We start from the raw sequence: 13,819 nt of genomic DNA, 5'->3' as shown, positions 1-13,819 counted from the left end.
GTCGGCGCGAGCCACTAGGGTGGTCACCATGACTGTGGCCCGCTCTGCCGAATTCGTGAACGCGGTGATCAAGGCTTATGACGTTCGCGGGGTCGTCGGTGAACAGATCGACGGAGAATTCGTCAAGGATGTGGGGGCCGCGTTCGCGCGGTTGATGCGTGCCGAGGGCGCGACCCGCGTGGTCATCGGACACGATATGCGCGAGTCCTCCCCGGAACTGGCCGCCGCCTTCGCCGACGGCGTGCGCGGCCAAGGCCTCGACGTGGTGCACATCGGGCTCGCCTCGACCGATCAGCTCTACTACGCCTCCGGTGACCTCGACTGTCCCGGCGCGATGTTCACCGCCAGCCACAATCCGGCCCGCTACAACGGCATCAAGCTGTGCCGGGCGAAGGCGCTTCCGGTCGGTCAGGACACCGGCCTGGCGACGATCAAGGACGAGGTGATCAACGGGGTACCCGGTTACGACGGAACGCCGGGCAGCGCCACGAAAGTCGATCTGCTGGCCGATTACGCGAAGTTCCTGCGCGGGCTGGTCGACCTCGACGATGTCCGCCCGCTCACCATCGCGGTGGACGCGGGCAACGGCATGGGCGGGCACACCGTGCCCGAGGTGCTCGGCACCGTGGCGCAGCTGACCCTGGTGCCGCTCTACTTCGAGCTGGACGGCTCGTTCCCGAATCACGAGGCCAATCCGCTCGATCCGAAGAATCTGGTCGATCTGCAGGAGCTGGTCCGCAAGTCCGGCGCCGATATCGGACTTGCCTTCGACGGCGACGCCGACCGCTGTTTCGTGGTGGACGAGAACGGCAATCCGATTTCGCCATCAGCGATCACCGCCCTGGTCGCCGAGCGTGAGCTGGCCAAGGAACCGGGCGCGGTCATCATCCACAACCTGATCACCTCGCACGCGGTGCCCGAACTCGTGCACGAACTCGGCGGCACCCCGGTGCGCACCCGGGTCGGGCATTCGTTCATCAAGCAGGAGATGGCGGCCACCGGCGCGGTATTCGGCGGTGAGCATTCCGCGCACTACTACTTCCGCGATTTCTGGGGCGCCGATTCCGGCATGCTCGCGGCCCTGCACGTGCTCGCGGCGCTCGGCGAGAAGGACCGGCCGATTTCGGAACTCATGTCGTCGTACGAAACATATGCGGCGTCCGGAGAGATCAACTCGACAGTGGCGGACGCGAAGGAGCGGACGATGGCTGTAGTGGACGCATTCGGGGCTCGGGCCATATCGGTGGACCGGTTGGATGGGGTCACCGTCCAGCTCGCCGACGACGCCTGGTTCAATCTTCGCGCGTCGAATACCGAACCGTTGCTGCGGCTGAATGTCGAGGCCCGGTCGACGGAGGAAGTAGACGTACTCGTGACCGAGATTCTGAGCATCGTCCGGTCCTGACTGGGATAGTGGAATCACAGCCGGAATGGACGCGCAGGCTCACGATTCGACGCCCGAGGAAGGGGACGGCTCAGCCCGAAACCGCGATTCTGAGCATCGTTCGCTCCTGACTGGAATAGTGGAATTACAGACGTTGGATTCGCCCGACCCGGGCGCCCGTGTCGAACCCTCCGGGTCGACAGTCCGGGTGGGAGCAGGGCGGGACCGCACACAGCGCGATGAGGGGAGGTGGGACGCCCGATGATCGCTGGAACACCGGTGCTCGACCTCGACGATGCCGCTTCGCTCGAGGCCGCCGATGTCGGCGGCGCCCTGCGCTCCGCGGCATCCGGCGGCGCGCAGGTACGCGCGACCGCGGCAGCAGTCGGTGAGGACGCGCTCGCGCGCCTCGCGGATCTGCGACCACGCAGCGTGGTGTTGGTCTCCGGCGCGGGCCGGGCCGCACGCGCCGCGAGTCTGATCGTCGCCGCACTCGGCGACCGTGCCGGCCTACCCGTGGTCCCGGTCGCTGCCCTTCCGCCATGGGTCGGCCCGTTGGACGTCGTGCTCGTCGCGGGTGACGACGCGGGCGATCCCCGGCTGATCGATGCGGTCGACCGGGCACAGCGCCGGGGCGCGGAGGTTGTGGTCGCCGCGCCGCACGAAGGTCCGCTGCGGGCCGCGGCGGCCGGGCGTACCTCACTGCTGGAGCCGCGGATTCCGGTCCTGGAGCACAATCGGCTGCTGCGTTTCCTCGCCGCCTGTATTGCGGTGCTGCGCATAGTCGATCCGACCCGCTCCGGCGCGGCCGTCCCCGATCTGACCGAGCTGGCCGATGTGCTCGATGCCGAGGCATTGCGCGATGGCCCGCACAACGAGGTCTTCCATAATCCGGCCAAAACGCTGGCCGCGCGCATGCAGAAGCGCGCCGTCGTGCTGGCCGGGGACTCCCCGGCCGCCAGCGAACTCGCCGAGCACGGCGCCGAGGTGCTGTTGCAGTCGGCGGGCAGGGTCGCCACCGCGGTGGATCTGGCCGAGGCCGTGGCCGCCAACCCCCGAATGGTCGAGGCCGCAGGAGAATCCGCGCCGAACTTCGATCCGCTGTTCCACGACGAGGAACTCGACGGACCAGCGCCGGTGGAGCGCATCCGGGTGTTCGTGCTCAGCGCGGATCTGGATCAGGCCGCGGCGCGGCGCCGGCTCGCCGTCTTCGGCGGCAACGGATCGGGTCTGGTCGACGCCGATCTGGTGAGCGCGGATATCGAACCGCTGCACACCTCGCTCACCGATCCCGCCGCGCCCTTGCCTGCAAGAGTGGATGATTCGGGCGCGCCGCTGCCCGGCACCCTCGCCCATGCCAGCGAACTCGAACAACTCGCGGTGCTCGCGCTGCGCTTGGAGATGGCCGCCGCCTATCTGCGGTTGATCGGATCGCGCAGCGGTGCGACACAGTCCACGGAAGAGCTCGACGGGGGACACTACTAGTGCACGAACTCGTTGGTGCGCTGCGTTCCTATGCCTGGGGTTCACGCACCGCACTCGCTCAGTTGTGCGGCCGACCGGTCCCTTCCGCGCATCCGGAGGCGGAGCTGTGGTTCGGCGCGCATCCCGCCGATCCGGCGCATGTCCGCTTGGAGAACAGCACCCGCTCACTGCTGGAATTCGTTGCGGACGATCCGGAGCGTGAACTCGGCTCCGCCGCACCGGAATTCGGCGGGCGGCTGCCGTTCCTGTTGAAGATCCTGGCCGCCGAGGAACCGCTATCGCTGCAAGCGCATCCGAGTTCGGCGCAGGCGCGGGCCGGATTCGAGCGCGAGAACCACGCGCGAGTGCCGCTGGATTCGCCGATGCGCAACTATCGCGACGAGAACCACAAGCCGGAATTGGTTGTCGCGCTGGACCGGTTCGAGGCGCTGGCCGGATTCCGAGATCCACATCGCACGGTCGAACTGCTACGCGCACTGGATGTGCCGGGACTGCGCTCATATGCGGATCTGCTTGCCGCCCAACCTGATTCGGCCGGACTGCGGACGCTGTTCACGACCTGGATCACGCTGCCGCAGAACGTCCTCGGCACACTGCTCCCCCAGGTGCTCGATGGATGCGTGCGTTATCTCTCGGTGAAGGGCGCCCGGGAGTTCACCGCCGAGGCGCGCACCACACTCGAACTCGCCGAGGCATATCCGGGCGACACCGGTGTGCTGGCCGCGCTGCTGCTCAATCGGCTGACGCTGGAACCGGGACAGGGACTGTTCCTCGCGGCTGGCAATCTGCACGCATATCTGCGCGGACTCGGTGTGGAGATCATGGCCAATTCCGACAATGTGCTGCGCGGTGGTCTCACGCCCAAGCATGTCGATGTGCCGGAGTTGCTGCGGGTGCTGGACTTCGAGCCGATCGATCTGCCGGTGGTGCTACCGGAACCGGCGGGTGACGGGTCGGTGCGCTATCGGACACCCGCGCCGGAGTTCGCGCTGCGGCGGTTCGACCTGACCGCGGGAGCAGGGCAGGTGCCGCTGACATCCGCCGGACCGGGAATCGTGCTGTGCACGGGCGGGACTGTGCGGCTGCTGCAAGGGGTGAGTGAGCTGGTGCTGGAACGCGGCGCGGCGGCGTGGATATCGGCGGCCGACACCGAGATTCGCGCCCAGGCCGTCGACGGCGACGCCCAGTTGTTCTGCGCCTGCGTCGGTGGCACGAACTGACCTGTCGCCCAGTTTGTTCGTCTGCTGCCCTAGGCTGTTCGTTCGACGGCCTTAACCGGACCGCAACGGAGCGAGTCTTACGAGCGACGTTCGCGGCCCGTCTCGCGGCCGAGTGGCCGAAGCGCATGCGACGAAGTCGCGAGTCTCGGCCGCTCGGCCGCGAGACACCAGGGGGCTGCGAACACGCAGCGCCGCAGGCGCTGCAGATCGGACACAGGAGGACCTACCCAGATGTCGGCTGGTGGTGGCAAAAAGGCGATTCTCGCCGCGTTGTCGGCGAACGCGGGGATCGCGGCGGCGAAGTTCGTCGGCGCGTTCATCACCGGTTCCGGATCGATGCTGGCCGAGGCGGTGCACTCGGTCGCGGACACCGCCAACCAGGGTCTGCTACTGCTCGGTCAGCGCCGCGCTGCGCAGGATGCCGATGAACTGCACCCGTTCGGATACGGGCGCAACCGCTACTTCTATTCGTTCATCGTGGCGCTGGTGCTGTTCACACTGGGCTCGATCTATGCCATCTACGAGGGCATCCACAAGATTCAGCATCCGGAGGAGCTGAGCAATCCGATCGTCGCGATCGTCATCCTGTTCCTCGCGATCTGTCTCGAGGGCTACAGCTTCATGACCGCGATGCGGGAATCCATCCCGCTCAAAGGCAATTCGAGCTGGTGGCGGTTCATCCGCAATTCGCGCAGTCCGGAACTGCCGGTGGTGCTGCTGGAAGACACCGGCGCGCTGATCGGTCTGGTCTTCGCATTCGCGGCGGTCGGGCTGACCATGCTCACCGATGACCCGGTCTGGGACGGCATCGGCACCCTCGCCATCGGCGCACTGCTCGGCGTCATCGCGCTGATCCTGATCGTGGAGATGCAGAGCCTGCTCATCGGTGAGGGCGCGACGCCGGAGGAGGACAGGGCGATCCGGGCCAACCTGGTCGACGGCAAGCGCATCGACCGGGTGATCCACCTCAAGACGCAGTACCTCGGGCCGGAGGAGATCCTGGTGGCGGCCAAGATCTCGATCGTGCCCGATCTGGATATCGAGGACATCGCCGCGGCCATCGACGATGCGGAGGCCAGGGTGCGGGCGGCCGTGCCCGCCGCACGGGTGATGTATCTGGAACCCGACCTGTACCGGACGCCGCGGGCCTGATTCGGTGATCGCGCGCGCGTCCTGCCGCGCGATCCGGCCTGGGCGCGCACTTTCCGCCAAATCTGGGGACTCTTGCCAGATCCCGCGAGAAATGCATGCTCAGGCGGGGTTCGGTGTGCGCAGCAGATCCAGTGGATTGGTGTGAATGCCGAACTCCGTGCGCAGCACGTGCCGCGCGGCATGCAAACCGGACATGCCGTGAACACCGGGGCCGGGCGGGGTCGAGGCGGAGCAGAGGTAGACGCCGGGTAGTGGTGTGGCGTAAGGGTTCCAGCGCGGAACCGGGCGGAAGGCGAACTGGCGCAGAGTCATCGCGCCCGCGGAGATATCGCCGCCGATGTAGTTGGCGTTGTGCGTCGGCATTTCGGCGCCGGTGACGACATTTTTGGCCAGGATCAGGTCGGCGAAACCCGGGGCGAAGCGTTGCACCTGGGCGATGACGGCGGCGCTGATATCGCGGGTGGAGCCGTTCGGGACGTGGGCGTAGGTGTAGAGCGTGTGGCCGCCCGCCGGTGCCCGCGTCGGGTCGACCACGCCCGGCTGAATGGCGAGGACATACGGACGATCCGCGTGCTGTCCTGCGGCGACGGTCTTTTCGGCGGCCATTGCCTCCGCGCGGGTGCCGACCAGATGCAGTGTCCCGGCGAGTTCACAGCCCGGTGCCTGCCACGGCACCGGCCCGGACAGCGCGAAGTCGACCTTGCAGGCCGCGCCGCCATAACGGAAGCGGCGCAACCCCTTTGCGTAATGATCCGGCAGCCGGTCCCCCGCCATGCGCAGCAGTTCGGCGGGCGCGGTATCCAGCACAACCGCCCGCGCGCCGCCGAATTCGTCGAGCGATTCGACGCGGTGCCCGGTGACGAGCTTGCCGCCGAGGCGTTCGAGTTCGGCGATCAACGCATCCGGAATGGCCTGGCTGCCGCCGCGTGGCAGCACCCAGCCTCCGGCGTGCGCGAGTGTCGCCAGCAGCATGCCCGCGCCGGCCGCGGGGATGGCCCGCGGCGGTGTGATCGCATGCGTGGCAACGCCGGTCAGCAGTGCCGGCGCCGTCTGCTCGCGAAATCGTAGATTCCACAGGGGCGACCCCTGCTCGAGCACCCGAAGTCCGAAGCGGAGTCCGGTCAGCAGGTCGGCCGGCGGACGGCGCAGATCCGACATCGCGAAATCCACGACCTGCTGCCAATGTCGGACCATCGGCTCGAAGAGGGCACGCCATGCGGCACCGTCACGACCGAGACCGGCGGCGGTGCGGTCCAGATCGCGCCAGGCCACACCGGCCGTCCCGCCGTCGAGCGGATGCGCGTAGGACACCTGGGGCGCGAGCAGTTCGACACCGTGCGCGGACAGATCGAAGGCGCGGAAGAACGGCGACGCCAATGCCATCGGATGCGCACCGGCACAGACATCGTGCCGATATCCGGGCAGCGTCAGCTCGGCGGTGCGGCTCCCACCGCCCGCGGCGGCCTGCGCCTCGTACACCTCGACGGTGAGACCGGCACGGGCCAGGATCACCGCCGCGGCGAGACCGTTGGGACCGGAACCGACCACGACGACATCAGGCATACCTCGATTCTGCCGGGCCGACCCGGGACGTGCCGTCACCCGAGCGAGGTTTCGATCACTGATGTGTCCATTGGCCGAGCAGCACCCGGATGCGTTCCTCGCGCAGGTCGTCGACCAGGCGACCGCTGCGGTCCAGGGTGGCGATGCCGTGCACCGTGCTCCAGACCACCTCGGTGCCCGCCTGTAGATCGAACTCGCCGGCGAACGGCGCGTATGCGCTCTGGATCTCACCGAACGCATCGCGCAGCGCCTGTGGTGCGTCGTTGCCGAAGGTGAGTTCGGTATCGAGGACGAACATCGCGTCATAGCGGGCCGGGTTCTCGGTGGCGAAGTCCAGGTAACCGCGCACAACGGCCTCGAGTACCGCGACCGGATCCTGCGCGGCCGCCCGCCTTTCCCGCAGGTGGGCGGTGAGTTCGGCGATTCCCTGCTCGGCGACGGCCGACACGATCGCCGCCTTCCCCGCGAAATGGCTGTAGAGGACCGGCTGGCTGTATTCGATTCGTTCGGCCAGGCGGCGCACGGTCACCGCCTCCCAGCCCGAGGCTTCGGCGAGTTCACGTGCGGTGTCGATGATGCGCTGATGGCGTTCGGCTCGTTCGCGTTCTTTGCGGCTCTGCGTGGTCATGCCGAAAATTCTAGCAGCGCTAGACAAACTAACAGGGTCTCCATTATCGTTGCTCGCAGACCTAGCGACGCTAGATTTCAGAGCAGCACGCAAGCACGTATGGAGGAGCACCCATGACCATCTCGCGCATCGCCACCACCCTTTCCCTCATCGGCGCGGCCTTCATCCTCTACATCGGCATCAGCTACCTGGTCACTCCGGAGACCATTGCCACCGGATTCGGCCTGCCGGAATGGCCGAAGGGCGACGCGGTCGCGTTCATGAATCTCAAGGGCGTCCGCGATACCGTCTCCGGGCTGATCATCTTGGTACTGCTCGCCACCGGGCAGCGCTATGCCCTCGGCATCGTCACCCTGGTCATCGCGCTGATCCCGATCGGCGACATGCTCACCGTGCTCAGCTGGGGCGGATCCACCGCGGCCGCCTTCGGCATCCACGGGCTGACCGCCGCACTGGTCGCCGTGACCGGTGTGCTGCTGATCCGCGAGCGGACTGTTGCGGACCAGCAGGAACGCGCGTCCGTCAACGCCTGAGCACCGATGAGTTTCGGCGATCGGCCCCGTCCATATCGCTGAACGCACGAACAGAGGAGACGAACATGGCAACGACCAAGCCCAAGGGGCCCGCGTCCTACTTCCCGTCGATCGAAGCCAAATACGGTCGCACCATCGATGAGTGGAAGTCCGCCGTGCGCGCGTCGAATCTGGCCTCGCACAAGGAAATCGTCGAATGGCTGAAGTCCGAGCACGGCTTCGGCCACGGCCACGCCGCCGCGATCGCCCAGCACTACCTGCATCCGGAGAAGTGGGCCGACTGATCCCACCCGACACCACGAAGGGGCCCGCAGATCCTGCGGGCCCCTTCGTCATACGGGTACAGCTAGGCCGAAACCAGATCCTTGGTGTCGTCCTGCTGTGGCCGCGGGCCGTGGTCATCGTCGACCATGGTCCGCTCGTCGAAGGGCAGTTTGCGATCGAGGACCGTGTGGACTCGGTCCACATCGACGGTCTTGGTCCAGGTGCCGACCAGCACCGTGGCGATGGCGTTGCCCGAGAAGTTGGTCAGCGCACGGGCTTCCGACATGAAACGGTCGATGCCGACGATGAGGCCCACGCCGTCGAGCAGTTCGGGACGATGGCTCTGCAATCCGCCGGCCAGCGTGGCCAGACCTGCGCCGGTGACACCGGCCGCGCCCTTGGAAGCGACGATCATGAACAACAGCAGGCCGACCTGTTCCCCGATGCTGAGCGGTTTGCCCATCGCATCGGCGATGAACAGCGACGCCATGGTCAGGTAGATGGCGGTGCCGTCCAAATTGAACGAGTACCCGGTCGGCACAACGACACCGACGGTGGTCCGTTCGACGCCGAGGTGCTCCATCTTGGCGATCAACCGCGGCAGCGCCGACTCCGAAGAAGAGGTGCCGAGGATCAGCAGGTACTCCCGCGCCAGATAGCGGACCAGCTTGAAGACCGAAACCCGCGATACACCCCACAGCAGCACGCCGAGCACACCGAAGATGAACACCAGACAGGTCAGGTAGAACGCGATCATCAGCAGTGCCAGTTGCTTGACCGCATCGAGTCCGGTCTTGCCGACCACATTGGCGATCGCGCCGAACGCGCCGATCGGGGCCAGCCACAGGATCATCGACAGAATCCGGAACACCAGCTTCTGCAGCGATGCGACACCGCGCAGGATCGGCTCGCCCGTCCTGCCCATCGCCTGCAGCGCAAACCCGACCAGGAGGGCGATGAACAGCGCCTGCAGCACACTGCCGGTGGTCAGCGAGGACAGCAGTGTGGTCGGGATGATGCTCTGGATGAACTCCCACGTGCCGCCCGCGGCATGCGCCTGATCGGCCAGCTTCGCGCCCTGCTTGGCGGTCCTGGCGATATTCATGCCGGAGCCCGGCTCCAGCAGGTTGCCGACGACCATGCCGATGCCGAGCGCAACTGTCGACATGACCAGGAAGTAGCCGAGCGCAAGTCCGCCCACCTTGCCGACATTGGCGGCCGAACGCACCGAGCCGATGCCGAGCACGATGGTGCAGAAGATGACCGGCGCGATCATCATCTTGATCAGATTGACGAACATCGTGCCAAGCGGGCCGACGTCCTGACCGAATTCGGGGGCCTGCCAACCGACCAGAATTCCCGCGATGACAGCGACGATGACGGCCAGATACAGCCAGTGGGTACGGTCGCGTGGCACCTGTCGCTCTGGTGTTTTGGCGAGGTCGATTGTTCGGTCGCTGCTATCGCTCATGGTGGGTGAAGTCCCCTTCAAGTGGTACCGGCGTGAGGTGGCTCACGCCCTCACGGCACAATGTTGGCTGCTAGAGGTGATGCCGGTCACGCTTTGGTGCATTACGTTCAAAATGGCACGAGGGAAAGAAAGTGTTGCGCGGTGAGAAACACGGGGGACGCGGTCGGCTATCGCTGGCCGGACAGGCCTTCGTGCTCCAGCTCGTGGTGCTCGGGTTGGTCATCGGAATCGGGGCGGTTCTAGCCGTACTGGACGCCAGGCACAACAGCGATGTCACCACCTCACGCGAGGTCACCGATGTCGCGGTGGCCGTGGCGGGCGCGCCGTCCACCATCGAGGCCCTGCGCACCCCGGACCCCACAGCCCTGCTGCAACCGGTAACCGAGCGGACCCGCAAGGCGACCGGGATGGACTTCATCGTGGTGATGGCACCGGATCGGACCCGGTACACCCACACCACACCCGAACGCATCGGGCAACCGTTCAGCGGCAATATCGATCGGGCACTGGCCGGGGAGACGTTCACCGAGACGTTTTCCGGAACGCTCGGGCCCTCCATTCGAGCGGTCACACCGGTCTATGACGACGGGCGCATCGTCGCGTTGGTGTCGGCGGGCGTGACGCGGGCGCGGATCGGCGCTCAGGTCGGTACGCAATTGCCGTTGATTCTCGGCGTTGCGGCGGCCGGTCTGGCGGTCGCGGCGGCGGGTTCGTTCCTGCTGAGTCGCCGGATTCGCCGGCAGACGCACGGTCTCGCGCCGGATGAGCTGCGCACGATGTACGAACAGCACGATGCGGTGCTGCATTCGATCCACGAGGGCCTGGTGGTGTTCGGTCCGAGCGGTGAGGATGCGGAAGTCGTCAACGATGAGGCGCGCAGGCTGCTAGATCTGCCCGATGGCCGCGTCGCGCGCGCGGATCTGCCGATCTCGATGCAGCGGATGAGTTGGGGGGTGGTCCGTGACGAGATGCATGTGACCACGGATCGGATTCTGCTGGTCAATCAGGATGTCGTCACCTGGGAGCGGCGGCCGATCGGCACCGTGATCACCATTCGCGACCACACCGAATTGCGTACCGTGATGGGCGAACTCGATTCGGTGCGCGGTTTCGCGGAATCGCTGCGCGCGCAGGCACACGAATCGGCAAACCGGCTGCACACCGTGATCACCATGGTCGAGTTGGGGCGCTATCGGGAAGCAGTGGAGTTCGCGACCGCGGAACTTCGACTGTCCCAAGCCCTTATCGATCGACTGCTCGCCTCGGTCGGCGATCCAGCGCTTGCGGCACTATTGCTCGGCAAGGTGAACCAGGCCGCCGAGCGCGGCATCGAGCTGACGATCACCGAGGATACGGCGCTCGACTCGACCGCGCCGCTGTCCGCGCAGGAGACGGTGACGCTGGTGGGCAATCTGATCGACAATGCCATCGACGCGGCCGCCGAAGGTGACGCTGGATGGGTGGAAGTGACTGTGCGCCAGCATGATTCGGCATTGCATGTGCGCGTCGCGGACAGCGGGCCCGGAATGTCGGCCGAAGCTTTCGCCCGCGCCGCCGAACGCGGCTACTCCACCAAGGCCGACCATCAGGGCCTCGGGCTGGCACTGGTCCATCGCCTTGTCGACCGGCACAGCGGCGTGATCGGCACCGAACGTGATCCGGAAAGTGCCGTAACCGTGACGATCCCACGAAAGGATGCGCGATGATCCGAGTGTTGATCGTCGAGGACGAGCCATTGATTGCCGAGGCGCACCGCGCCTACGTCGAACGGATTCCGGGCTTCAGCGCGGTCTCGGTCGCGCACACCGGTCGCGAGGCCATGCGCGCCGCCGCCGATGCCGCCGCCGAGAATGCGCCGATCGACTTGGTGCTCATGGATATCGGACTTCCCGATGCCAGCGGCCTCGATGTGGCCGCCGCCCTGACCGGCCTCGCACCGCGCCCCGACGTCATTGCCATCACCTCGGCCCGCGACCTGGCCATGGTGCGCACCGCGGTCTCCTACGGCGTGGTCCTCTACCTGCTGAAACCGTTCACCTTCGCCGCCTTCCGCGACAAACTCGAACGCTACCGCGAATTCCGCACCGCCCTGCCCGCGGGCGAAACCGCCATCTCCCAACAGGACATCGACCGCGCCCTCAGCGCCCTACGCACCTCCGACCAACGCGCCACCGCCCCCAAAGGCGTTGCCCCCCAAACCCTGGACGAAATCTCCCGCACTGTCCGCGACGCCCCGGGCGGCCTCACCGCCGCCGACACAGCCAGCACCGTCGGCGTTTCACGCATCACAGCCTGGCGCTACCTGGAAAAGCTAGCCGACGACGGCCTGGTCGACCGCAAATCCGACTACGGCCGAGCCGGCCGCCCCAAAACCCGCTACACCTGGAAGATCCGCCCAGAATAAATCGCTATTCCGGATGGACAGTGCGGCTTATCAGTCCGGACGGGGTTTGGGGGTGGTGCGCAGGTGGGCGCGTTCGCCTTGTTTGCCGAAAAGGCTCAGGAATTCGACGGGGTCGGGGCCGGCGGTGCCGAACCAGTGTGGGACGCGGGTGTCGAATTCGGCGGCTTCGCCGGGGGTGAGGACTACATCGTGTTCGCCGAGGATCAGGCGGAGGCGGCCGTTGAGGACGTAGAGCCATTCGTAGCCCTCATGAGTTCGCGGGTCGGGCTCGCGGCGGATATTCGGGGGGATCACCAGTTTGTAGGCCTGGATGCCGCCCGCTCGGCGGGTCAGGGGCAGGTAGGTCATGCCGTGGCGGGTGGTCGGGCGCAAGTGGATGCGCGGGTCGCCGGTGGGTGGGGCGTCGACGAGTTCGTCGAGGGTGACGCCGTGCGCCTTGGCCAGCGGCAATAACAGTTCGAGGGTTGGGCGGCGGGCGCCGGATTCCAGGCGCGACAGGGTGCTCACCGAAATGCCGGTTTCCGACGAAAGGTCGGCCAGTGTGGTTTCGCGCTGGCGGCGCAGCGTGCGTAACCGAGGTCCGACCGCGTCGAGGGCACTGCCGAGGTCGTTGTCCATGCCGCCAGTTTGCCATATCGGCAAGATAGTTTGCCAATGTCGCCGACCGGCCTGCATGGTCTTCCCGAGGAGGTGGTCATGGTGACTGATCAGCTGAAAGACGGCTATGACGTGGTGGTGATCGGCGGTGGCGCGGCCGGATTGAGCGGCGCGCTGATGCTGGCCAGGATGCGCCGGTCGGTGGTTGTCATCGATGCGGGGCAGCCCCGGAATGCCCCGGCCGAAGGCGTGCACGGACTGCTCGCCAGGGACGGAACGCCGCCGGGCGAGTTGCTGGAACGCGGTCGGGCCGAGGTCCGCGGCTATGGCGGACATGTGGTGAACGGCGAGGTCGTCACGATTGCGCGGGACGCCGACGGGTTCGCGGTGTGCCTCGGTGACAGGTCCGTGCGGGCACGTCGGCTCTTGGTGACCACAGGCCTGATCGATGAGCTACCCGAGATCGCGGGACTGCGGGAGCGTTGGGGCCGCGATGTGATCCACTGCCCGTACTGCCACGGCTGGGAGGTTCGCGACCAGGCCATCGGTGTGCTCGGCACCGGCCCGATGGGGGTGCACCAGGCATTGCTGTTCCGTCAGCTCACCGCCGATGTCACCTACTTCTCGCACACCATGCCACTCACCGCCGAACAGTCGGAGGAGTTGAACGCCCGCGGCATCCGCGTGGTGCACGGCGAAGTGACGGCGCTGGAGATCGTCGACGACCGCCTCGCGGGAGTGCGGTTGAGCGACGGCACCGCAATCGCCCGCGAGGTCGTGGTGGTCGGCTCGCGGATGGTCGCCCGAGCGAACTTCCTCGAAACACTCGGACTGCAACCGACCGAACACCCGGCCGGTGTCGGCGAATACCTCACCACCGACGCCACCGGCCGAACCGATGTGCCCGGCATTTGGGCCGCAGGCAATGTCACCGACCTGACGGCCCAGGTCGGCGCGGCCGCAGCGGCAGGCGCAGCTGCCGGAGCTCAGATCAACGCCGATCTGGTCGCCGAGGAGACCCGTCGAGCCGTTGCCGCCTACCGCGAACCGTTCTCCGCCGAAGCCGAAGCGCAACTGTGCGAGGCCGTTACGGGCGACCGTCGGCACGGCATGTAGCC

Annotated in this window: 13 protein-coding genes; 9 read left to right on the top strand and 4 right to left on the bottom strand. The window is 66.8% G+C overall.

The genetic code is table 11. The annotated features are described in order from the left end of the window. The first annotated feature begins 34 nt into the window (after positions 1–34). The 4 genes from ACIBW7_RS24310 to ACIBW7_RS24295 all read left to right on the top strand — a co-directional run bounded on the left by ACIBW7_RS24310 (position 35) and on the right by ACIBW7_RS24295 (position 5,241). Positions 35–1,405 carry a phosphomannomutase/phosphoglucomutase gene (locus ACIBW7_RS24310; protein WP_397049995.1) on the top strand — a complete coding sequence of 457 codons (1,371 nt, stop codon included), beginning with the start codon at positions 35–37 and terminating at the stop codon, positions 1,403–1,405. A gap of 240 nt (positions 1,406–1,645) precedes the next feature. Beyond that, the gene (locus ACIBW7_RS24305; protein ID WP_397049883.1) at positions 1,646–2,869 is read left to right on the top strand and encodes a tobH protein; all 1,224 of its coding nucleotides are present in this window, start codon (positions 1,646–1,648) and stop codon (positions 2,867–2,869) included. Then, on the top strand, positions 2,869–4,089 hold the full coding sequence (gene manA, locus ACIBW7_RS24300) for a mannose-6-phosphate isomerase, class I (protein WP_397049881.1): 1,221 nt from the start codon (positions 2,869–2,871) through the stop codon (positions 4,087–4,089). The genes ACIBW7_RS24305 and manA overlap by 1 nt, the downstream gene beginning before the upstream one ends. Before the next feature lie 231 nt (positions 4,090–4,320). Continuing rightward, the gene (locus ACIBW7_RS24295; protein WP_397049879.1) at positions 4,321–5,241 is read left to right on the top strand and encodes a cation diffusion facilitator family transporter; all 921 of its coding nucleotides are present in this window, start codon (positions 4,321–4,323) and stop codon (positions 5,239–5,241) included. A gap of 99 nt (positions 5,242–5,340) precedes the next feature. On the opposite strand, the gene ACIBW7_RS24290 is transcribed toward ACIBW7_RS24295, so the two are convergent. Both ACIBW7_RS24290 and ACIBW7_RS24285 read right to left on the bottom strand, forming a co-directional pair. Next, complete coding sequence (locus ACIBW7_RS24290) at positions 5,341–6,804, bottom strand: phytoene desaturase family protein (RefSeq protein ID WP_397049877.1); 1,464 nt, start codon at positions 6,802–6,804, stop codon at positions 5,341–5,343. A 55-nt stretch (positions 6,805–6,859) separates the two neighbouring features. Then, positions 6,860–7,432 carry a TetR/AcrR family transcriptional regulator gene (locus ACIBW7_RS24285; RefSeq protein WP_397049875.1) on the bottom strand — a complete coding sequence of 191 codons (573 nt, stop codon included), beginning with the start codon at positions 7,430–7,432 and terminating at the stop codon, positions 6,860–6,862. A gap of 113 nt (positions 7,433–7,545) precedes the next feature. Here ACIBW7_RS24285 and ACIBW7_RS24280 point away from each other — a divergent pair, with 113 nt between their 5' ends. Continuing rightward, a complete protein-coding gene (locus tag ACIBW7_RS24280) occupies positions 7,546–7,965 on the top strand; it encodes a DUF4267 domain-containing protein (protein ID WP_397049872.1) in 420 nt (139 codons plus the stop codon). A gap of 65 nt (positions 7,966–8,030) precedes the next feature. After that, a complete protein-coding gene (locus tag ACIBW7_RS24275; RefSeq protein ID WP_397049870.1) occupies positions 8,031–8,249 on the top strand; it encodes a DUF4287 domain-containing protein in 219 nt (72 codons plus the stop codon). 62 nt (positions 8,250–8,311) lie between these two features. Here ACIBW7_RS24275 and ACIBW7_RS24270 read toward each other — a convergent pair whose 3' ends face one another. Then, the gene (locus ACIBW7_RS24270; RefSeq protein WP_397049868.1) at positions 8,312–9,700 is read right to left on the bottom strand and encodes a cation:dicarboxylate symporter family transporter; all 1,389 of its coding nucleotides are present in this window, start codon (positions 9,698–9,700) and stop codon (positions 8,312–8,314) included. Positions 9,701–9,831: 131 nt separating this feature from the next. Between ACIBW7_RS24270 and ACIBW7_RS24265 the strand changes: the two genes are divergently transcribed. Beyond that, positions 9,832–11,406: an ATP-binding protein gene (locus ACIBW7_RS24265; protein WP_397049866.1), complete on the top strand. Its 1,575-nt coding sequence runs from the start codon at positions 9,832–9,834 to the stop codon at positions 11,404–11,406. Further along, positions 11,403–12,104: a response regulator gene (locus ACIBW7_RS24260; protein WP_397049864.1), complete on the top strand. Its 702-nt coding sequence runs from the start codon at positions 11,403–11,405 to the stop codon at positions 12,102–12,104. Before ACIBW7_RS24265 ends, ACIBW7_RS24260 begins: the two co-directional genes overlap by 4 nt. 30 nt (positions 12,105–12,134) lie before the next feature. Here ACIBW7_RS24260 and ACIBW7_RS24255 read toward each other — a convergent pair whose 3' ends face one another. Then, on the bottom strand, positions 12,135–12,722 hold the full coding sequence (locus ACIBW7_RS24255; RefSeq protein ID WP_397049861.1) for a helix-turn-helix domain-containing protein: 588 nt from the start codon (positions 12,720–12,722) through the stop codon (positions 12,135–12,137). Between the two features lie 78 nt (positions 12,723–12,800). On the opposite strand from ACIBW7_RS24255, the gene ACIBW7_RS24250 reads away from it, so the two are divergent. Next, a complete protein-coding gene (locus ACIBW7_RS24250) occupies positions 12,801–13,817 on the top strand; it encodes an NAD(P)/FAD-dependent oxidoreductase (RefSeq protein WP_397049859.1) in 1,017 nt (338 codons plus the stop codon). The last annotated feature ends 2 nt before the right edge of the window (positions 13,818–13,819 follow it).

The sequence above is a fragment of the Nocardia sp. NPDC049526 genome (genome assembly GCF_044465765.1).
GTDB lineage: Bacteria > Actinomycetota > Actinomycetes > Mycobacteriales > Mycobacteriaceae > Nocardia.
This window is presented reverse-complemented; position numbering and strand designations above follow the sequence as displayed.